Raw genomic sequence first — 22617 nt, 5'->3', positions numbered from 1 at the left:
GGCGGGGGGCCAGGCGGTGCCGGCGCGCCCGCAGGTGCCGGCCGGGTGCGGCGCCGAGGCGCCGTTCAGGGTGAGCGTCGGCGTGTCGCCGCCGCCCGGGGCGGCCGTGGACAGGGCACGTCCGCACGCGCCGCAGAAACGGTCGCCGGACTCCACCGGCTCCGCGCAGCCCGGGCACTTCGACGGGGCGGCCTGCTGGTGCATCTGCGACATCAACTACACCCACGTCCGGGGGCGGTAACGGTTGGCACGTTCCACCAGGTCGATCCTCTCCTTGCCGCCGGGCGCCAGCCGGGCCAGCGTGCGATACGAACGCTCCAGGCCGAAGCGGAGTCCCCGCTCGTCCAGGTCGCTGCCGAGCAGCACCCGCCGGGCGGCCGGGTCGGCGGCCCGGCCCCCGGAGAGTATCCAGTCCAGGGCGCAGCCGAGGACTTCCGTCGACAGCTGCTCGCGCCGCACTGGGTCCAGAGCGTACGCCTGAAGTGCCTCGACCTGCTCGGCAGCGGCCAACAGGTCCTCCAGGAACGGCGTGTCGGACGCGGCGGCCGTCCGGTGCCGCAGCCGCGCCCGTACGGCCGCCACCCGCGCCGCCGTGTAGTGGATGGAGGACTCCGGAACCGACTCCAGGGTCCGTACGGCCCCCCGCCGGTCCCCGGTGGCGAGCTGGACGCGGGCCAGGCCGAACGCGGCGCCGACCTGGCTCGGATCGGTCGACCACACCAGGCGGTAGTACTCGGCGGCGTTGTCGAGCCGGCCGAGCACCTCCGCGCACAGGGCGAGCGCCAGCTTCGGGGCGACCTCGCCGGGGAAGGCGTCGTAGAGCGCGTCGAAGGCGAGGGCCGCCTGCTCGTGGTCGCCGGTGACCAGGGAGGCCACCCCCCGGTACCAGACGACCCGCCAGTCGTCCGGGTCCTCCTCCTCCAGAGCCTCCAGGATCCGCAGCGCGCGGTCCGGCTCGCCGGTCTCCAGCCGGGCGCGGACCTGGCGCAGCCGGGTCTCGGTGGACTGCGTGGGCACCGCCTCGAGCGCATGGGCCAGTTCGGCGGGCGCCGACGTCAACAGGCCCGCCAGAAGACCCGCGTTCGGGTCCGTGGGGTCGACATGGGGGACCGGCAGGGCGAGGGCGGCGGCCGGTGCGTCGACGGGCTTGACGAGACGCGGCGAAGCCGGTGCGTGCGGTGCCCCGGGGCCGCCGCCGCGCGCCGCGCCGGCGGGAGGCGCCTGCGCGGACCTGCGCCCGCGCGGCACCCGTGCCCCCAGCCGGGACACGTCCCCGTCGAGCGGAGGGAACAACTCCGTGTCCGTCACCCGCAGTTCCGGCCCGAACAGCGTCGACAGGGCCGGCCGTGCCCGGCCGGTCTGCAGGGACACGACCTCCCGCAGCACGCCCGTCAGCTGCTCGGCCATCTCCTGCGCGGAGGAGAACCGGCGGGCCGGGTCGGGGTCGGTGGCGCGGGCCAGCAGCCGGTAGAAGGACTCGTACCGGCGGAAGACCTCGACGCTGTCGGGATTGGGCAAGGAGTCCACGTGGACGGTCGTGTAGCCCTGGAAGTCGAACGTGAGCACGGCGAGCGTACGGCCCACCGTGTACAGGTCGCTGGCCACCGACGGGCCGGCCTCGGGGACCTCCGGCGCCTGGTAGCCGATCGTGCCGTAGACGGCCGACTCGTCGTCGTCCATGCGGCGCACCGCGCCCATGTCGATCAGCTTGAGCTGGTCCTCGGTCTGAATGGCGTTGTCGATCTTGAAGTCGCAGTACAGCAGATTGCGGCTGTGCAGATGGCCGAGCGCCTCCAGGGCCTCGATGCCGTACGCGCACGCCTGCTCCACCGGCAGCGGGTCGCGTCTGCCGTCCGGGGTGCGGCGGGAGTTGGCGATCTCCTTCAGCGACTTGCCGCCGACGTACTCCATCACGATGTAGCCGTCGAGGGAGCCGGTGCGCGGGTCGAGGTGCTCGACGAAGTTGTAGATCCGCACGATGTTGGCGTGCTCGATCTCCGCCAGGAAACGCCGTTCGGAGATCGCCGCCGCCATCGCGTCCTGGTCGCCGGTGTTCAGCAGGCCCTTGAGCACCACCCACCGGTCGGACACCGCCCGGTCCACGGCGAGATAGATCCAGCCCAGGCCGCCGTGCGCCAGACAGCCCACGACCTCGTACTGGCCGTGGACGACGTCCCCCGCCCTCAGCTTGGGCACGAAGGAGTACGGGTGGCCGCACGCGGTGCAGAAGCCCTCCGTGCGGCCCGGCCGGCCGCCCCGCGCGCGGCCGACCGGCGCCCCGCACTCCGCACGCGAGCAGAACCGCTTCCGCTCCGGCACCTCGGGGCTTTGCAGCACCATCGACCGCGGGTCGGGCCGCGGCACCTGCGGCACCTGCACCAGCCCCGCCCCCAGCCGGCCACGGCCGGAGGAACCTGGTGCGGAGCCGGAGCCGCGCACCGACACCGAACGGCCGGCGGACCTGCCCGGCGCCGAGAGCGAGAGCCGTCCCGACACCGAGCGACGGGACCGGGAGGAGCCCGTCGACCGCGACGACGTACGGGAGGTGCGCGCACCGGAGGCCGGGCCGCCCGCCGGCCCCCGCAGGCCCTTGGCACTCCCCATGACCTCGGTGGGCGGTGAGCCCAGCGCGCCGGTCGCCGAGACGACCGGCGCGAGACCACAGGTGTCGCAGTACAGTTCGCCGCCGCCCACGTCCTCGTACGTGCCCTGGCACTCCGGCCGCTGGCACGCCTGCCCCGCCCGACTCATGGCTCCCCCCTGCCGTCACCGCCCTGAGGCCCGCCCTGCTCCGGCATCCGCGCGCCGAGCGCCTCGGCCACCGCCTGCTGGTAGCGCAGCACGGCCTGCTCGGCCACCCGCAGGTCGCAGGGCGCGCTCCACAGCATGCGCCGTGCCACGTCGTACTGCTCGGCCAGCAGCGGGTCCTCCGCCAGACCGTGCCGGTTCACCTTCGCCCTGTAGGCGTCCAGCCGGCCGCGCAGCTCGGCGCGGATCGCCAGCGGCGCGGTGACCGCCGTCAACGACTCGCGGGCACGCAGCAGTTCGTCCTCCGCCTTCTGCTCCAGGGAGTCCAGCAGCGGTGACAGCCGGTGCCACTGGCCCTGTCTGCGGTACTCGGCGGCCAGCGCCAGCTGCTCCTGCAGCGCGATCGGCGGGCCGCTGACCACCGGCACCTCCGTCGCCGCGATCTTCGCCAGCACCTCGCCCCGCGCGGTGCGCGCCTCGGCGAGCGTACGTTCCGCGCGCGAGAGCAGGTCCCGCAGTCTGATCAGCCGTTGCTCGGCGTCCTGCCGCACTCCGATCACGGCGTCGATCTCCCGGCGCACCTCCTCCAGCGCCCGCGCCTCACGGTCGTACACCGTGGTGTCCGGCCGGCCGCCGCCCGGTGCCGAACTGCCCCGCGCCGGCACCCAGAAGGCGAGCGGGTCGGAGATCACCTCCTCGCGCAGCCTGGTCAGCGTGCGGGTGATGCGCTCCAGGTCGTCCCCCGCGGGATGCTCGCCGGGGCGGACGCCGACCGAGTGCGCGAGCCGGCGGGTGCGCCGCAGCTCCGCGGCCAGCAGATCGATCCGGGCGGGCAGCGCCGACCACACCGTGTCGGCGGCGATCACCACGTCCAGGGCGGCCGCGTACAGCTCGTTCATCTGCTCCACCAGCGCGGCCAGGGAGAAGCGCCGGCTCAGCCTGCCCTGGCCGGCCAGGGTCGGCGCGTTTGCGGTGGCGGTCGCCGAGCCGGCGATGGTGACCGGCTCGCCGCGCAGCAGCTCGGTCAGCTCCACCAGGTCCTCGCGGCTGGACCAGCGGCGGCGGGCACGGATCTCACGGGCGGTGCGCAGCGCGTCGCTGTAGGCGTCGAAGTACGTCCACAGCAGCGCGATCGACGCCTCGGTCGCCGCCCAGCGCTCCTTGGTCACACCGGTCAGCTCGGCGCCCTCCAGGAGCCTGCGGCCCGCGTGGTCCTGCAGGGCGAGAAGCGAGGTCTCGATGGCCTCGTGCTCCGAGCCGAGCCGCGCCAGCGCACGGTCCACCTCGTCCCGGTCCATCACCGGCCCGACGGGGTCCGTGACGCTCATCGATCACCTCTCGCTGCATTCGTGTTCCGTCTGTCACCGGTAGTTCGCCGTCGGCGGGACCGCCGACGACGAGTCCCTACCCAACGTGGCGGACAACCACGTGTCGTACGACGCCTTCCAGCCCCCGTCCTCGCGGTAGTTCTCCAGTGTTCGGTTGACCCGGCGCACCAGGTCGTCGGCGCCCCGCTTCATCGCCACGCCGTAGAACTCCCTGGTGAAGCTCTTTCCCTTCAGCTCCACCGTGGGATCCTGCGCGGCCTGGCCGGCGGCGAGCGCACTGTCCGTCACCACCGCGTCCACCTCGCCGAGTTGCAGTTTCACCAGGCAGTCCAGCTGGTTGGGGACGGTGGTGGAGATGTCGGTGGAGGCGGGGAGCCGGCCGTTCTTCTTGTCGGCGGACAGCCGGTCGTGGGCCGTGGAGCCGGCCGCCGAACAGATCTTCCGGCCGGCCAGGGATGCGTCGTACCCGGTGATCTTCGACGTCTTCGGGGCCAGGACCTGCTGACCGGTCAGGAAGTACGGCGCGGAGAACGCCACGTCCTTCAGACGGTCGCAGGTGATCGTCATGGTGCGCACCACCATGTCCACCCGGCCGCTTCTGATCGCGGAGATGCGCTCGTTGGTGGGGATGGCCTTGAACCGGACCTTGTTCCTGTCGCCGAGGATGTCCTCGGCGATGCGGTGCGCCAGGTCGATGTCGAAGCCCTCCAGTTCGCCGGTGGGGTTGTTCGGGTTGCGGTAGCCCCAGCGGTAGCTGTCCTGGTCGACGCCCACCGCCACATGGCCGCGCGCCCTGATGGCGGCGAGGGTGGGGCCGTCCGCGCTCGAGGGGAACAGGCTCTGGTGGTGGGCCTCGCCGTCCTGGCAGGCGTCCGCCGTGACCCGGGTGCCGTGCGCCGCTTTCCGGCCGCCCGGGGCGGGGCCGTCGGCCGGGTGCGGAGGGGTGCGGGGCAGCAGAAGGGCGAGGGCCGGCACCAGGGCGCAGACGACCGCCGTCGCACCCACGCCGCCCCACCCCCTCAGGCCGGCCCGCGGACGCCGTGCTCGCATCACCCTGCCCCCTTTCACCGGTACTCCGACAGCCTGCGTCCGATGCCGAGCACCACTCCGGCCGCGCCGAGGACCGCGAGCACCGCGGAACCGGTGGGCAGACCGGTCGTCGCGGCCGCGCCGGCGCGGGCGGCCCGCTCGAACTCGTCCGTCTCGTGGGCGAGCGCCGACGCCAGCGAGGCGTCGATGGTGTCGAAGCACTCACCCGTCGACTGGCCGCGGGCCCCGGTGCCGACGACCCGGTCCCGTGCCTTCTGGTAGTCACCGGAGGCATGGGCCTGACGGGCCAGTTCGTGCCGGGACCTCCAGACCTTCATCGCCGCGTTCGCCGTCCGTACGGGCTTGCGGCCCGCGGTGTCGTCGGCGAGGCGGTCGGCGTGGACCAGGGCCTTCGCGAGCTTGTCGATCTCCTGGCCGAACGCCCAGTCGTAGGCGTCCATGACCGTGCCGTCCTCCAGCTCCTTGGTCTCCGCGCCGCGGCTGACGAGGGTCAGGTTCTCGTCGCTGCGGGCCTTGAGGGAGGCGATACGGGCGTCGTGCAGCACATTCAGCGAGCGCACCCCGTGGGCGCGGGAGTCGTCCAGGCCCGCACGCGCGACGCTGTGGCCGGTCACCAGCCACAGCAGGACGACGGCGGCGGCCGCGGTGGCGGCCACCAGACCGTGGTTCAGCACCCTGTTCGTCCGCAGATAGAGGCGCCGCTGGGCCCAGCCGAGGGCCGCGAGGGCGACGACGCCGAGGGCGATGGCGGCCCAGGGGTACGAGGTCGCCTCCGCGTAGTCGGCGCTCAGCCGCTGGTTCTCCTTCCGGTACAGCTCCTCGGCCGCCGGGAGCATCTTCTTCTGCATCGTGTCATTGGCGGCCCGCAGATAGGCGCCGCCGACCGGGAAGCCCTGGCGGTTGTTGGCACGGGCGGTCTCCACCAGGCCCTTGTAGCGGGGCAGGAGCTCGTTGAGCTCGGTGATGAGGGCGGCGGAGGGAGAGCCGGGAGCGGAGTTGGCGGCGGCGGTGGCGAGTTTGGCGGCGGCCGTGCGGATGTCGGACTCGTAGCGCTCACGGGTGGCCGCCGTCTCCTGAAGACCGGCCAGATGGCCGCTGGTCGCCATGGTGTTGGCGTCGGCGAGGAAGCGGTAGATGTCCGCGGCGTCGGACCTGAGGGGCTGACTGCGGTGCAGGACGTCGTCGGCGGCCGTGGCACGCTCGGTGGCCTGCACGGCGGTGACGGCACCGAAGGCCACGACGAGAAGGGCCAGGGCGGCGCCGATGACGCGGAGACGGCCGGGTTCCGTGGTGGCGGCGTGACGCAGGCGCTCCACGGCTTCCGCCAGGGCCGTACGGCGCGGGGGCGGGGGCGCGGGCTGCGGGGGGACCGCCGGCAGGGTGGGCGGATACGCGGTCGGCGGTGCCGTGTGCCTCGTCGGTGAGTGTGTCACCGTGACCTCCCCCGTGGTCATCCGTCACCGTGCGTGTCGATGCCGCAGCGTAGATGCCTCGCACCACCCCATGCCCATGAATACGCCGGGAGAATCGGTTCGGTTCCCCTGAACCGGTGGTGTGTCCCGCGGTGCGTTGCGGGCCGGAGGCGGGCGTCTTCGGCGGTGCCGCCGGGGCGCCGGCGGGGCGCCGGCGGGGCGCTTGCGGGAGCGTGGGCGGACCGGGACCGGACGGCTGCGGGCGGCCCTCATTCCGCGCGTGCTCCGAGCCGTGCGTGTTCCGGGCCGTGTGTGTTCGGGACTGTGCGCGTTCCGGGGGATCACCGCTTCTGAGAACTCATTGCTTTTGAAGGCTCATGAAGGCCCATCGCCTTCGAGATCCCAGCGCTTCCGGGGCTCACCGCTCGAAGTGGGCCCGCACCTTTTGCTGGGCCTGCGCGGGCGCGCCCACGCGGTCCAGGCCGAGCAGGGCCGCGCCCAGGACCGGGGCGGCCGTGACCACGCGGGGGACCGCCTTGGGGGCCCGGGCGGACAGCAGGTCGCGGACGGCGGCGTCCAGCTGGGGGTGACGGGCGGCCAGGACGCTGCCGCCCAGGAGGACCGGTGTCTCCTCGTCGAGCAGGTCGAGGCGGGTCAGGGCCACCGTGGCCATGGTCACCACCTCCTGTGCCAGACGGTCGACGAGCGAGCGGGCGACGGGATCGCCCCGGGCGGCCGTGCGGAACAGCACCGGGGTCAGTTCGCCGCAGCGGCGGCGGTCGATGCGCTTCAGGTGAAGGGCCTCGATGAGCGCGTCCATGGAGGGCAGCCCGAAGTGCGCGGGGAGGGCGCGGGCCAGGGCGGTGTCCTCGCCGCGGCCGTCCTCCGCCCGGGCCGCGTACCACAGGGCCTCCTCCGCCAGACCCCAGCCGCCGCCCCAGTCGCCGGAGATGCGGCCGAGGGCCGGGAAACGGGCGGTGCGGCCGTCCGGGCGCATGCCGGCGCAGTTGATGCCGGCGCCGCAGACGACGGCGACACCGCGGGGTTCGGTCACGCCCGCCCGCAGAACCGCGAAGGTGTCGTTGCGGACCTCCACCGTCGTGCCCCACGCGCGTGCGTGCAGGGCGGCCGCCAGCTGCTGCTCCTCGACGGGCAGATCGGCGTTGGCCAGACAGGCCGAGACATGGCCGGCCGAGGCGACCCCCGCCGCCGCACAGGCCCGGCCGACCGTCTCCGCCAGGGCGTCCACCGCCGCCTCCACCCCCACGGCCGGCGGCCTAAATCCGCCGCCGCGGGCCGTGGCGAGGACCTCTCCCTCGGCGGTCACGACCGCCACGTCGGTCTTGCTGTTGCCCGCGTCGATGGCGAGGACGCTCGCGGTCAGGCCCACGCGAGGTACTCCCGGTTGTGCGCGATCAGCCGGTCGGTGAGGGCTTCGGCGTACTCGTACTGGCCGACGAGGGGATGGGAGAGCAGGGCGCGGAGGACACGGTCCCGGCCCCCGTGCAGGGCCGCGTCCAGGGCCAGGTCCTCGTAGGCCGCCACGTTCGCCATCAGACCCGCGAGGAGGGGATCGACGGAGGAGACGGGCAGAGGAGCCGCGCCCTGGGGGCCCACCGCCGCCTGCACCTCGATCACCGCGTCGTCCGGGAGGAAGGGCAGGGTGCCCCGGTTGAAGGTGTTGACCACCTGGTGTGCGCTGCCCTCGCCGCCCAGGAGCGCCGCGGCGAGGTCCACCGCCGCCTCCGAGTAGTGGGCGCCGCCGCGCCTGGCGAGCAGGGCCGGTTTCTCGTCGAGCGCCGGGTCGCCGTACAGCGTCAGCAGCTCGCGCTCCAGCGCCGCCACCTCGGCCGCTCGGGAGGGTCTGGTGCGCATCTCCTCCACGACCTTGTCGTGCAGGTAGTAGTAGCGCAGGTAGGAGGAGGGGATCACGCCCAGGCGGTCCAGGAGCGGGCGGGGCAGACGGAGGTCCTCGGCGATCGTGTCGCCGTGGTCGGCCAACAGGTCGGGGAGTACGTCCTTGCCCTCCGGGCCGCCCAGACGTACCGCCGTCTCCCAGGTGAGGTGGTTCAGGCCCACATGGTCCAGATGGACCTCGGCGGGGGCGACGCCCAGCAGGGCGGCGAACTTGCGATGGAGGCCGATCGCCACATTGCACAGGCCGACCGCCTTGTGGCCGGCCCGGAGCAGGGCGCGGGTGACGATGCCGACCGGGTTGGTGAAGTCGATGATCCAGGCGTGGGGACTGGCACGGCGGACGCGGTCGGCGATGTCCAGGACGACCGGGACCGTGCGCAGCGCCTTGGCCAGACCGCCGGCGCCCGTCGTCTCCTGGCCGACGCAGCCGCACTCGAGAGGCCAGGTCTCGTCCTGCTCGCGGGCCGCCTGACCGCCGACGCGCAGCTGGAGCAGGACCGCGTCCGCGCCGTCGACGGCCCGGTCCAGGTCGGAGGTGGTGACGATACGGCCGTCGTGGCCCTGGCGGGCGAAGATGCGGCGGGCCAGACCGGCGACCGGCTCCAGGCGGTCCGTCGCCGGATCGACGAGAACCAGTTCCTCGAGGGGGAGGGCGTCTCTGAGCCGTGCCAAGCCGTCGGCGAGTTCGGGGGTGTAGGTCGAGCCGCCGCCGATCACGGTGAGTTTCATCTGCGACCCTTCTGCCCGGGCGAGCGCGACGCGTCGGCGAAGCGCCTGCGGAGCGTCTTGCGGAGGACGGTGCGGCGCCCGGGGCCCGATGCGGCTCCCGGGGAACGGGGCCGTGTCCGGCGCGGGGCACGGAGCCGGGAGGAGAAGCGGCTCGCCGAGGTTCCCCCGGGGCACGTCGCGGGCCCCGTCGTCCTGAGGGCCCGGCGGGACCGTCGCAGGGGCGGGAAGAGGTGGTGCGGCAGGGAGCGGTCGGGGCGGTCCGGATCCCGCGGCCGGCCCGGACGTGGCGCGGGACACCGCAGACGGCTCAGGCGCGGGGTCCGGGGCCGGTGCCGGCCCGATGGCGGGACGAGGACACCCAGCCGACGGGAACGGTCATGTCGGTGGGGTCCCCCTTGCGTCATCACCGGCTCCCTGAGGGTTCGGCGCTCGTCGCTGGCTTCGCTGGTTTTCTTGCCGCGCCGGTGCCGGACCATGCCCGCGCCGGGCCTTTCGGCGGTACGACGGACCCCATGGCCGGCGCACCGCGCCGGGAGCCCACCCCTCTTCAGTCAAACACGTGTGCTGAACCGTTCCACTCCGGGTCGGCTGCTCCGTGCCGACCTCCGTGCCGACCGGCCCGGAGCCGGTCACTTGGTCAGCGACGGCGGCTGCGGCGGAATCGGCGAGGCCGCCTGCGACTGCGGGGAGGTGGGGTTGGCGTACGCCGAGGGAGGCGCCATGCCGGCCGTGGGATCGGGGGCCGGCTCCTCCTCCGCCCCCGGGGCGGTCGAGCGGCCGACGATGGGGATGTCGGCCGCGTCGAAGGCCCGCTTGATGCGCCAGCGCAGCTCGCGCTCGACGGCCACCGACTTGCCCGGCATGGTCTTGGCCGAGACATGGACGACCATCGAGTCGATCAGCACGCTGTCCAGGCCGAGCACCTCGATCGGGCCCCACAGGACCTCGTTCCAGGGCTCCTCCTTGCCCATCCTCTCGGCGACCTCGTCGAGGATGGCCTTCACCCTGTCCAGGTCCTCGTCCGCCCGGACGGTGACATCGACGCCGGCCGTCGCCCAGCCCTGGGAGAGGTTGCCGATGCGCTTGACCTCGCCGTTGCGGACGTACCAGATCTCACCGTTGGCACCGCGCAGCTTGGTCACGCGCAGGCCGACCTCGATCACCTCGCCGGAGGCCACGCCCGCGTCGATCGTGTCGCCGACGCCGTACTGGTCCTCCAGGATCATGAACACGCCGGAGAGGAAGTCGGTGACCAGGTTGCGGGCACCGAAACCGATCGCCACACCGGCCACACCGGCCGAGGCCAGCAGCGGGGCCAGGTTGATCTCGAAGGTGGCCAGCACCATCAGGGCCGCGGTGCCCATGATCAGGAAGCTCGCCACCGAGCGCAGCACCGAGCCGATGGCCTGAGAGCGCTGCCTGCGGCGCTCGGCGTTGACCAGCAGCCCGCCCAGCGCGGTGCCGTCCACCGCCTGGACCGTGCGGTTCATGCGGTCGATGAGCTTGGTGATCGCCCGGCGGACCGCGTTTCTCAGCACTGCCGCGATCACCAGGATCAGCAGGACCCTCAGGCCGATCGCCAGCCACGTGGACCAGTTCTGCTCGACCCAGCTGGCGGCGTTCGTCGCGCTCTCGTGCGCGTCCTGGAGCGAGGGGACCGTCAGGACCGGCGTCTCCGACGGGGAGGGCGACGGCGAAGAACCGGCGGCCGGCAGGACGGCGGGCAAGGACACGGCAGGTACCTCCAGGTGCATCCACCCTCCGGCAAGGAATCGATGTCGTCGGGGTCACGAAGAGGTCACCGGACGGGCAGAACCACCACACTAACGGGGCACAGCGAGGGGAATGGTGTGAAGTTCCCAGGAGGGCCCGCGAAGGGGGGTGCCGGGCCGCTTTTGAGCAGGTCGTGAGGCAGGATGGCGGCTTTGGGGCCGGATCCGGTGTGGTCGAAAACACTCCCGGCCCGTTACCGTGACATGGTGGCGCGCTCACCAGGCGAGAGGGGAAACTTACTCCAGGCAGCCCCGGCGCGAGCCACGCGCCGCAGGCGTACAAGGAGGCACCCGTGCCGCATGTCCTGGTCCTCAACGCGTCGTACGAGCCGCTCGGCGTCGTACCTCTCCGCCGCGCGCTCGTCCTCGTCCTCGAGAACAAGGCAGTCTGCCTCGAGGAGTCCGGCGCCTATCTGCACAGCGCAAGCCTCACCGTCCCCGCACCCAGCGTGGTCCGGCTCAAGCGTTTCGTGCGGGTTCCTTACCGGGGACCCGTTCCTCTGACCAGGCGAGCGCTCTTCGCCCGCGATGGGGGCCGGTGCATGTACTGCGGCGGCGTCGCGACCAGCGTCGACCACGTCGTCCCCCGCTCACGCGGGGGCAAGCACGTCTGGGACAACGTGGTGGCTTCCTGCCGCCGCTGCAACCACATCAAAGCCGACCGCCACCTGGTCGAACTCGGCTGGCGCCTGCGCCACAAGCCGGCCCCGCCCACCGGCCTGGCCTGGCGCATCATCGGCACCGGCCATAGGGACCCGCGCTGGCTGCCCTACTTGCAGCCGTACGGCGCGGACGACGTCCTGGCCCGGATCGACGGCATCTCCGCCTGACGACTCCGGGCTTTTGCATCGGCGGAAGGGCCTGCGGCCCAGCCCTCGGCCCGGCCACAGGCCCTGAACGGCCGCTCCGGGCCGCCGACGGCCCCGACGGCGGAGCCCGCCCTGGGCCCGCAGGCTCGGCGGTGGGGCCGCCCGTCGCCTTCAGAGTGCCGCCGTGCCCCAATCCCGGCGCCCTCACGGACGGCATGCCCACGAGGGGGCGCGGGTGTGCGGAGTGCCGTCGCAGAGGAGCGGGGGGAGGAAGAGGGAGCCACTACGCCCGCATCATCCTGTTCCCCCTTGTTCCCCCTTCTTGTTCCCCCTTGCTCACCCTGGTCCCCGGCTTCACCTCCGTCGGCCGCGCTGCTCACCGGCGGGCTGTGTGCACTGCTGCGCGCCTGCGGGGTGGCCGGTCGCGTTTGGTTACGCAGCGTAACGAATGAAGGCGGCTGATCGCGCTTCGCTCACAGGAGTAGAAGCTTTGGGCGGGGGATCCGACGGAGACCAAAGCTTTACCTGATCTTAATCAATTCAGTAAACGTGCCGATTGTCACATCCGCTTGCTGATCTTGGGTCAACTGATGCCCTTTTTCTGTCAGTTGACCTCCCGTCAGCTCACACGCCTTAGTTGGGCAGACAACTGTGAAAGCACTGTGGGTGGGGTGTAACAAGCGTGTGGACCCGATTGCGGGGCGGGAGCAGAGCCATCGGGGCGCTACTGAGCGTGACGTTGGCTGTGGGGCGATTCCAACTCTGAGCGGTGAGGCCGCGGCCGACGTGCCGGCGGCGCCGCGGAGTGCCGGAACCACCACGACCACCGGTGGCATGTCGGAGGCGGACGCGCTGGCCGAGGCCAGGCGTACGGGGAAGCCGGTGGAGATCTCCGCCCTGCGTGGGGAGTCCCGCGAGGTGTTCGCCACGCCGGAGGGTCATCTGCAGGCGCAGGAATATCTGCGTCCGGTCTGGGTCCGTGATCCGGGCGGCTGGAAGCGGGTGGACACCAGCCTGGTGACGACCGACGAGGGAACGGTGACACCCAAGGCAGCGACGGTGGACGTGGAGTTCTCCGGAGGCGGTGGGACGGCGCCGCTGGTGCGCATGCGGCGTGCCGGGCGGGAGCTGAGCCTGACGTGGCCGACCCCGCTGCCGAAGCCCCGGCTGGACGGTGCGGTGGCGACGTATCCGTCGGTGCTGCCGGATGTGGATCTGCGGATGACCGCGCAGGAGGATGGCTTCACCCAGCTGCTGGTGGTCAAGACGGCGCAGGCCGCGGCGAGCCCGGAGCTGGCCGAGCTGCGGATGAAGCTGTCGGCGTCGGGGCTGGAGGTGCGCGAAACCGACCAGGGCGGACTGGAAGCCGTCGACAAGGGTGCCGCCGGTGCGGTGTTCGAGGCGCCGAAGCCGATGATGTGGGACTCCAGCGCCGACGAGCAGGCAGCAGCGTCGCGCGCCTCCGCGGCGTCGAGAGCCGCCAGGTCCGGTGCGCAGGCCGCGGGGGACCGCGAGCCGGGTGCGGCGGAGTCGGGCAAGCTGGCGCCGGTGGACGTGGCGGTGACGGCCGGGCAGAAGGAAGTGGTGCTGACCCCGGACACCGACGTCCTCAGGGGCGCCGACACCACCTACCCCGTCTACATCGACCCGCAGTGGTACACGCCGAAGGCATCGGCGTGGACGATGGTGTCGAAGTATTGGGCGTCCTCCCCGCAGTGGAAGTTCAACGGTGCCTCGGACGCCGGTCTGGGCTACTGCAACTGGTCCTACTGCGCTCCGCATGACACCAAGCGCCTGTTCTACCGGATCCCGACCTCGACGTTCGCGGGCAAGTCGATCCTGTCGGCGGAGTTCGTGGTCCGCAACACCTGGTCGGCCTCGTGCTCGGCGCGAGCAGTGGAGCTGTGGCAGACCAAGGACATCTCCTCGTCGACGACGTGGAACAGCCAGAACGCCTCAGGTTTCTGGATCAAGGAACTGGCGTCGAAGTCGTTCGCCTACGGCTACACGGGCTGTGCGGCCAAGGACGCCGAATTCAATGTGAAAGCGGCGGTGCAGGCGGCCGCCGACAAGAAGAGCTCGACGATGACGTTCGGGCTGCGGGCGGCCAGCGAGACGGACGGCTACGCCTGGAAGCGGTTCTCGGACAAGGCGTTTCTGCGGGTGCAGTACAACCGGCCGCCGCCGCAGGTGAAGATGTCGCAGCTGACCATGGAGTACGGCGGCGCCTGCAAGAAGCCGGCCGACGCGGCGCGGGTGCGCACCCTGGGCAAGATCTATGCCAACAACATCACCGACCCGGACGGCGACAACGTCGCGGTGCAGTTCGAGGCGAAGTGGGACTCCGGGGACGGCAAGGGGCTGATCGCCCGGTGGAAGCCGGCGCTCACCTCGTTCAAGAAGTCCGGGTCCAGCTTCTCGATCAGCCTGCCGTCCACTGTGCCGCAGAACAAACAGATCCACTGGTACGTGCGCAGCTATGACGGGGCCCAGTACTCGCCGTGGTCGCACGCGGGTGACCCGACGTCCTGCTACTTCTACTACGACACCAGCATCCCCAAGGCACCATCGATCACCTCGGGCGAGTACCCGGCCTCGAACCCGGAGGACCCGGAGGACCCCTGGTACGACGGAGTCGGCCAGTACGGCACCTTCACCCTGAGCTCCTCCTCGACGGACGTGGTCCGCTACCGCTACGGGTTCAACACCGACCCGAGCGCGGCGCAGCAGATCACCACCACCGGCGGCGCGGCCAAGTCCGTGCGCCTGCTGCCGGCCAAGCCGGGCCTGAACTTCATCACCGCCCAGGCATTCGACCAGGCAGGCAACGGATCCGAGGTGAGGACCTACCAGTTCCGGGTGAAGGCCGGCCAGCCGGAGCGCGCGACCTGGCAACTGGACGAGGGCGCCGGCGCCACCACCGCCGCGTCCACGACCGCACCGCGGACCGTCCGGCTGCACGGTGGCGCCACCCTCGGGGCCGAGGGCAAGAAGGGCACCGGACTGCACTTCGACGGCACCTCCGGGTACGCCGCCTCCGACCTCACCGTGGTGGACACCTCCGACAGCTTCTCCGTCGCGGCCTGGGTGCGGCTCGACCGGATGCCGACGGCAGCGGCGATCATCGCCGCCCAGCCGGGCAATCACTCCCCGGGCTTCGAGCTGTACTACTCCCGGTCCTACGACCGCTGGGTGTTCAACCAGTACACCTCCGACACACCCGGGGCCTCCATCGCCCGGGCCATGGCCGCCGCACCCGGAGACGCCAAGGCAGGCGAGTGGACCCACCTGGTGGGTGTGTACGACGGCAAGGCCAAGCAGCTGCGGCTCCATGTGAACGGCAAGCAGGTCGGCGCCACCGCGTACACCACCGCCTGGGAGGCCCGCCGCGGCCTTCAGCTGGGTGCCGGCATCTACAGCGGTGTCCACAAGTCCTTCTTCCCCGGCACCGTCGACGACCTGCGGATCTTCGACCGGGCGGTCAGCACGGCCGAGGTCGGGCGGCTGTACCAGGACCAGGAACTCACGACCGGACGCCCGGCCCGGGCCGTCTTCCCGCTGGACGAGGGGGCCGGCGCACAGGAAACGGTCGGAACGGCCGCCGAGCAGCCGCTGACCCTGCACGGAGGCGCCACTCTGGGGGAGAGCGGAGTCGCGGGCAGCGCCCTGAAGCTGGACGGGAACAGCGGCTACGCGGCCACGGACCTGCCCGTGCTCAACACGGCTCGTTCGTACACCCTTTCCGCCTGGGCGAAGCTGCCCGAGGGGGGCACCAGCGGCAACCGCACCGTGCTCAGCCAGAGCGGCACCTACTACAGCCCGTTCTACCTCTCCTACGAGGCCGAGGTGAACACCTGGTCCCTGCGCACCTCGTTGGAGGACGTCGAGTCGGGCAACATCCGCGACCAGCGGGTGCGGGCCACACAGCCCGCACGGCCCGGCGAGTGGACTCACCTCACGGCGGTCCACGACGTCGACGCCCAGCAGATCCGCCTGTACGTCAACGGACAACTGCAGGGCAGCGCCGCCGCCCCCAAGACCTGGGAGGCCCAGGGACCCGTGCAGGTCGGCCGCACCATCTGGAAGGGCGATTACGTCGACTACTTCCCCGGGAGCATCGACGACGTACGGCTCTTCGACCGACCGGTCGCCGACGACGAGGTCCGCCAGATCTTCCAGCAGCGACCGTTGGTCAAGGGCCGGTGGAAGTTCGAGGCAGCGTCGGGCTCCCCGCTGGTGACTCCGGACGCCTCTGCCTCAGGCAACGCCATGACGCTGTACGGCGGTGCGCAGCTCGACTCCGGCTGGGTCGACGGTGGCGTGATTCTTGACGGTGTCGACGACTACGGAGTGACGTCCACGGTGCCGGTGGACACCAGCGCCAGCTTCACGGTTGCCGCATTCGTGCAGGCGGCGGCGGTTCCGGAGCAGAGCGCGACGCTTCTCAGCGTGCCCGGCACGTCGCAGAGTGCGTTCACGGTGCGCTACGAGCCCGGTGACTCCCCCGAGGAGCCGGGACGGTGGCGGCTGACAATGGCGGCTGCCGACACCGCCGATTCCGCAGTCACTCAGGTCGACAACGGGCAGTTCTTCAGTGTCAGCGACTGGACACATGTGGCTTTGGTCTATGACGGGTTCGCCAAGCAACTGTCGTTGTATGTGAACGGCGAGCTGGAAGAGGTCGCGTGCGCGGACACGGAAGAAGACGGCGCATCGAACGACACGACCTGCAGGGACAGCTTCTCGTGGGCGGATGACGTGCTCTCGTTCAAGTCGGCACAGCCGATGCAACTCGGCCGGGCCAAAACGGGGACAGGCACTTGGGGCCAGTACTGGCCTGGCGCGGTATCCGATGTGTGGGCCTTCCAGGGAGTGCTGAGCAAGGCGCAGATCGGGCGACTGGCCGAGGGACTGCCCGGCATGGACACCGAGGTACCGGGCGACTACTGACGCAACGGTGGCGGCCTGTGACCTTCCGGCCGCCGCAAAACCCGCGACTTTGCACTCAACTTCCGCTCCGGCCTGCTCGCGATACGCAGGCTGGGCTCGTAGTGAAGAACGAAGGATGGGATGAACGGCAGATCGGGCAAGCGGTTCAGAACGCTGCGGCGACGCGTCGCACTCGTTTCGGCTGCGGTCATGGTCGGCACGCTCCTGCAGGGAGTGGCCCAGTCGGCTGCCGTGGCGGATGACGGGAAGGGGCGTCCTGCCCTTCCCCGGTCCGAGAAGCCGATACCCGGCTCAGCGGGCAAGACCAAACCACGCACCCTGATGAAGGGACCGCGTATTCCGCGGACACCACCTGACGCGGCCTGGCCCAAAGAAGCGACGGCATCGGTCGAGCTGCCCGCCACCGCTTCGAGGAGCGCTGTTTCCAAGGCCGCCCGTGCCAAGGGGCTGCCGCTGGCACTGGATACACAGGGCATTTCCGATGCCAAGTCGGCGAGTGGTGCGGTCGAGGCGCGTGTCCTTGACCGCGAGGCCGCGAAGAAGGCGAACGTCGACGGGTTGCTCTTCACTCTGCGTTCGAAGAGCAGAGGCAAGAACGGTGAGGCAGGCCGGGGCGGCAGGGTGCGAGCCACGCTCGACTACTCCGGCTTTGCCGAGGCATACGGTGGTGGCTACGCCTCCCGTCTGACCCTGGTCGAACTGCCGGCGTGCGCGCTGACCACCCCGGACAAGGCCCAGTGCCGCACCAGTAAGCCAGTCGAGACGATCAACGACACCGAGAAACAGACTCTTACCGCGCGGAGCGTGACTCTCGGCACCAGCGCCTTCACGGTGCTCGCCGCTGTGGCGGAGGAGAACAGCGCGAACGGTGACTACAAAGCCACGCCGCTTTCACCATCGGCGACCTGGGAAACCAGTCTGAACACAGGTGACTTCGTCTGGTCGTACGACATGCAGGTGCCGGACGTCCCCGGCAGCCTGACTCCCACGGTCGAGTTGGCGTACTCGTCGGGGACCGTCGACGGGCGTACCGGCAACACCAACAATCAGGCATCCTGGGTGGGGGACGGCTTCAACCTGTGGCCCGGTTTCATCGAGCGCCAGTACAAGCCCTGCGCTGACGACGGTGTGGAGAACGCCGACGGCAATAAGCCGGGCGACCTTTGCTGGGCATACGACAACGCCTTCCTCACCTTCAACGGCAAGGGCGGCGAGCTGGTTCCCAATGGGACCAACTCGTGGAAGCTGAAGAACGACGACGGCACCAGGATCGATCGTCTGGTATCCAGCAGCCGCGGCAACGGTGACAACGACGGCGAGTACTGGCGTCTGACCGACCCGGACGGCACCCGCTACTACTTCGGCTACAACCGGCTGCCGGGCTGGACGGACGGCAAACCGGCCACAAACTCCACCTGGACCGTCCCCGTCTTCGGCAACGACACCGGCGAGCCCTGCCACGCCTCGTCGTTCGCCGATGCCTGGTGCCAGCAGGCCTGGCGATGGAACCTCGACTATGTCGTCGACACGCACGGCAACGCCATCGCCTACTACTACAACCAGGAGACCAACTCCTACGGCCGCAACCTGAAGGCCAAGGACAACACCCGCTACGTACGCGGCGGCACCCTCGACCGCATCGAGTACGGCCTGAAGTCCTCCTCGGTATACGACACCAAGGCACTGGCCAGAGTCAGTTTCACCAATGCCGAGCGCTGTCTGCCCAACTCGTCCACCACTTGCACGGACATCGACAAGGACGCCGCCTACTGGTACGACACGCCCTGGGACCTGAACTGCGACGCGGACAAGGACTGTGACAAGGGCCGCTTCTCCCCGGCGTTCTTCACCCGCAAGCGGCTCACCGAGGTGACCACCCAGGTCTACGACGGCAGCGCCTACCAGAACGTCGACTCCTGGAAGCTGACCCACCGTTGGGGCATGGCGGACACCGATTACCAGCTGCTGCTGGACTCCGTCCAGCGCACTGGTCACACCGCAACCCCTGCTATCAGCTTGCCGAAGACGACCTTCGCCTACACCCAACTGGTCAACCGTCTCGACAAGACCGGTGATGGCTATGCGCCGTTCATCAAGGCTCGCCTGTCCACGGTCGCAGATGAATCCGGCGGCCAGATCGACGTCAACTACTCGGCACCGGCCTGTGACTGGAACGCGCTGCCGACGCCGCAGACCAACACCACACGCTGCTTCCCGCAATACATCGGCGGCAGCACATCGGACGATCCCGAACGGCAGTGGTTCAACAAGTACGTAGTCACCTCTGTCACCGCCACCGACCGTACCGGCGGGGCACCGGATCAGGTCACCACCTACCAGTACCTGGGTGGTGCGGCCTGGCACTACGACGATGACGACGGTCTGACCAAGGAGAAGTTCAAGACCTGGTCGCAGTGGCGTGGCTACGGACAGGTTCGTGTGCAGACCGGTGGCCAGGGTGGCGCCTCGGCGATGAAGACGCAGGAGGACACCTACTTCCTGCGTGGCATGGACGGCGACCGCAAGGACACCAGCGGTGGAACGAAGTCCGTGACCGTAACCCTGGAGGACGGAGAGGGCGACCCGATCACCGACCACGAGTCCGCGGCCGGCTTCGCCTACAAGACCGTCAGCTACTCCGGTCCCGGCGGCAAGATCCTGGCCAAGACGGTCAACCGGCCTTGGCATCACCAGACCGCGAAGAAGGTCCGCAGCTGGGGAACCGTCACTGCCAACTTCACCGGAACCAAGAGCAGCAAGACGTGGACGTCCCTGGACGACGGGGCCGGCGCGAAGTGGCGTATCACCGAAACCCACAACGAGTTCGACACAGTGGCCGGGCGGGTCACTCAGGTCGACGACCGGGGTGATGTCAGCACCGCCACCGACGACATCTGTACGCGCACCACCTATGCCACCAACACCGCCGACAACATCCTCACTCTTCCTTCCCGGGAGGAGAAGGTGTCCAAGGCCTGCAGTGCGAGCGTCAGCCGCCCCGCCGACGTCATATCCGACGTGCGCACTGCCTACGACGGTGGTGCATACGATGCCGTCCCCACGAAGGGGGACGCGACAGCCAGCGCGGTGCTGAAGCAGTACAACGGCACTACCGCCGTCTATCTGGAATCCGGAACCACCTACGATGCCTACGGTCGGGAGCTGACCAGTACCGATCTGACCGCCAATGTGACCGTCACCGACACTGGCGTACTCACGCGCACTGCGCGCACTGACGGTCGTACCACCACGACCGAGTACACCCCCGCAACCGGCTTCGCCACCACCGTGAAGGTGACCACGCCTCCGGCCAAGGCGGGCGATGCGACTACCGCTCAGACCACGACCACCATCCAGGACATCTTCCGCGGCCTGCCCCAGAAGCAGATCGACACCAACAACAACACTGTTGACTTCGCATACGACGCCCTGGGGCGATCGACCAAGGTGTGGCTGGCCGACCGGCTCACCAGCCAGACTCCGACCTACCAGTTCACCTACACCGTCACCGATGGCCAACCGGTTGCGATAGGCACCAAGACCCTCGGCAACAACGGCGTCCAGCGCACCTCCTACATCCTCTACGACGGTTTCCTGCGCCCTCGCCAGACCCAGGATCCCGGACCTGACGGCGGGCGCCTGCTGACTGACACCTTCTACGACGAACGAGGTCTGAAGGCCAAGGAGTTCGCCACTTACTACACCACAGGCGCACCCTCCACCACGCTGTTCAAACCCGAAGACGCCCTCAGCGTGGAAACTCAGACCCGCTACACCTACGACGGCCTGGGCCGCCAGACCGAGGTCAAGCAGATTGCCGGCAACGGCGACGGCGGCACCGTACTGGGAATCACCAAGACGATCCATGGCGGCGACCGGACCACGGTCATCCCGCCGGTCGGCGGTACCGCCACCACCACGCTCGTCGACGCTCGTGAACGGATCGTCGAGCTGCGGCAGCACCATGCCCGCAGCGCCGAGGCCTCCTACGACACGACCAAGTACGCCTACACACCACGAGGAGAGCTGTCGAAGGTCATTGACCCGGCAGGCAACACCTGGTCGTACACCTATGACCTGCAGGGTCGCCAGCTGACGGCCACTGACCCGGACAAGGGCACCACCACCAATACCTATGACGACCGTGGCCAGCTGGTCACCACCAAGGACGCACGCCCCGGCACTCCGGCACTGTGGTACGGCTACGACAACCTCGGTCGCAAGACCGAGCTGAGGGAAGGCTCAGCCACCGGCGTTCTGCGTGCCTCGTGGACGTACGACACCCTGAACGGTGCCAAGGGTCATCTGGCGGAGTCCACTCGCTATGCCGACGGCAACGCCTATACGACCAAGATTGTTGCCTACGACCGCCTCTACCGGCCGCTGCGTACCTCCGTCACGATTCCGGCCTCTGAAGGCAGCCTGCAAGGCACTTATCTGTCGACAACCAGCTACAACGTCTCGGGCAAGGTGCAGGGAATCGGTTATCCCAAGGCTGGCTCCCTGTCGGCTGTAGCCGTGTCCTACACCTATGAGGACGCCACCCTGCGTCCCATCGCCATGGGCAGCAGCCAGCGTCTGAACGTCACCACCAGCTACAGCCTCACCGGCAAGCCCCTGCAGTACACACTGTCCAACAGCGGCAGCAAGGCGACCTGGGTCACTAACACTTATGAGTGGGGCACCCAGCGTCTGGCCACCTCCCGCGTCGACCGCCAGGACATCGCCGGAGTCGACCAGAACAGCACGTACCGCTATGACGAAGCAGGCAACGTTCTGTCCGTCTCGGACGTCTCCCGCTTCGGCACCGACACCCAGTGCTTCACCTACGACTACTTGCGTCGCCTGACCGAAGCCTGGACGCAGAGCAGCACCGAGTGCGCGAAGACACCCAGCGGCAGCGTCCTGGGAGGCCCGGCCCCGTACTGGCACTCCTACACCTACGATCTGGTCGGCAACCGGGCCACGGAAATACTTCACGACACCACCGGTGATGCGTCCAAGGACACCAAGCGGGTCTACACCTACCCGGCGGCCGGCAGCGCCCGTCCGCACACCTTGTCTTCCATCACAACCACTGGCCCGACCGGTACCGCGAAGGACTCCTTCGGCTATGACGAGGCCGGCAACACCACCGCTCGTACTCTGAGCGGCACCACCCAAACCCTCGCCTGGGATGCGGAGGGCCGTCTGGCCAAGGTGACCGAGCCCGTTGAAGGCGGCAGCAGCAAGGTCACCGAGTACCTCTACGACGCTGACGGCAACCGTCTCATCGCCCGTACTCCCACCGAGACCACGCTCTATCTCAGCAACACCGAAATCACTTTGGCCAAGGGGTCCACCACTCCCAAGGCCACCCGCTACTACGACCTGGGCGGCGGTCACCAGGCTGTTCAGACCGACGACGGCAGTGTCTTCTTCACCCTCGCCGACCACCACGGCACCGCCCAGCTCGCCGTCGACACCGCCACTCAGGAACTCACGCAGCGCCGCACTCTGCCCTTTGGTGGAATACGCGGCACTGAGCCGGCCTCCTGGCCTGGCACCAAGGGCTTCGTCGGCGGCACCGACGACACCAAGGTCACCGGTCTCACCCACCTCGGCGCCCGCGAATACGACCCTGCCATCGGCCGTTTCATCTCCGTCGACCCGGTCATGGACCTGGCCGATCCTCAGCAGATGCACGGCTACACCTATGCCAACAACAACCCTGTCACCCTGTCCGATCCCACCGGTCTTCGGCCGGACGGAATCTGTGGTGGCAACACCAGCACATGTGTGCCGAGCAACTCGCTCTCCGGAGTTCCTGTCACCCACAAGGAGTCCTGGACTAGAAAGAAGGATGGTTGGTATTGGAAGGAAACCAAGGAGACCAAGAGCGGGAAAACCTACTCCTACAATG

10 protein-coding genes and 1 pseudogene are annotated in these 22617 nt (G+C 69.8%); 3 read left to right on the top strand and 8 right to left on the bottom strand.

Going from position 1 to position 22617, the window contains the following annotated elements; translation table 11 throughout:
- The 8 genes and pseudogenes from ABD224_RS26935 to ABD224_RS26900 all read right to left on the bottom strand — a co-directional run.
- Nucleotides 1–213: pseudogene (locus ABD224_RS26935) on the bottom strand (serine/threonine-protein phosphatase); the annotation flags it as partial.
- Between the two features lie 3 nt (nt 214–216).
- Nucleotides 217–2751 carry a serine/threonine-protein kinase gene (locus ABD224_RS26930; protein WP_344054473.1) on the bottom strand — a complete coding sequence of 845 codons (2535 nt, stop codon included), beginning with the start codon at nt 2749–2751 and terminating at the stop codon, nt 217–219.
- Complete coding sequence (locus tag ABD224_RS26925) at nt 2748–4076, bottom strand: coiled-coil domain-containing protein (RefSeq protein WP_344054471.1); 1329 nt, start codon at nt 4074–4076, stop codon at nt 2748–2750. Before ABD224_RS26925 ends, ABD224_RS26930 begins: the two co-directional genes overlap by 4 nt.
- A gap of 33 nt (nt 4077–4109) precedes the next feature.
- A complete protein-coding gene (locus tag ABD224_RS26920) occupies nt 4110–5126 on the bottom strand; it encodes a glutamate ABC transporter substrate-binding protein (protein ID WP_344054469.1) in 1017 nt (338 codons plus the stop codon).
- Between the two features lie 14 nt (nt 5127–5140).
- Complete coding sequence (locus ABD224_RS26915) at nt 5141–6559, bottom strand: hypothetical protein (RefSeq protein ID WP_344054467.1); 1419 nt, start codon at nt 6557–6559, stop codon at nt 5141–5143.
- A 397-nt stretch (nt 6560–6956) separates the two neighbouring features.
- Complete coding sequence (locus ABD224_RS26910) at nt 6957–7928, bottom strand: N-acetylglucosamine kinase (RefSeq protein ID WP_344054465.1); 972 nt, start codon at nt 7926–7928, stop codon at nt 6957–6959.
- The gene (locus tag ABD224_RS26905; protein WP_344054462.1) at nt 7919–9184 is read right to left on the bottom strand and encodes a 6-phospho-beta-glucosidase; all 1266 of its coding nucleotides are present in this window, start codon (nt 9182–9184) and stop codon (nt 7919–7921) included. Before ABD224_RS26905 ends, ABD224_RS26910 begins: the two co-directional genes overlap by 10 nt.
- A 629-nt stretch (nt 9185–9813) precedes the next feature.
- Entirely contained in the window at nt 9814–10917 is a 1104-nt protein-coding gene (locus ABD224_RS26900) for a mechanosensitive ion channel family protein (protein WP_344054460.1), read from the bottom strand.
- A 332-nt stretch (nt 10918–11249) separates the two neighbouring features.
- Between ABD224_RS26900 and ABD224_RS26895 the strand changes: the two genes are divergently transcribed.
- The 3 genes from ABD224_RS26895 to ABD224_RS26885 all read left to right on the top strand — a co-directional run.
- Nucleotides 11250–11786: an HNH endonuclease gene (locus tag ABD224_RS26895; RefSeq protein WP_067398270.1), complete on the top strand. Its 537-nt coding sequence runs from the start codon at nt 11250–11252 to the stop codon at nt 11784–11786.
- 813 nt (nt 11787–12599) lie between these two features.
- Nucleotides 12600–16715, top strand: coding sequence for a LamG-like jellyroll fold domain-containing protein (locus ABD224_RS26890; RefSeq protein WP_344054456.1), 4116 nt, complete (start codon nt 12600–12602; stop codon nt 16713–16715).
- A gap of 120 nt (nt 16716–16835) precedes the next feature.
- Nucleotides 16836–22617: RHS repeat domain-containing protein (locus ABD224_RS26885; protein WP_344054454.1), on the top strand; the 5782-nt coding region annotated here is incomplete at its 3' end.

This window comes from Streptomyces thermoalcalitolerans (genome assembly GCF_039525155.1).
Lineage (GTDB): Bacteria > Actinomycetota > Actinomycetes > Streptomycetales > Streptomycetaceae > Streptomyces > Streptomyces thermovulgaris.
Note: the sequence above shows the minus strand (reverse complement) of the source record. Positions and strands in the feature narration are given on the sequence as shown.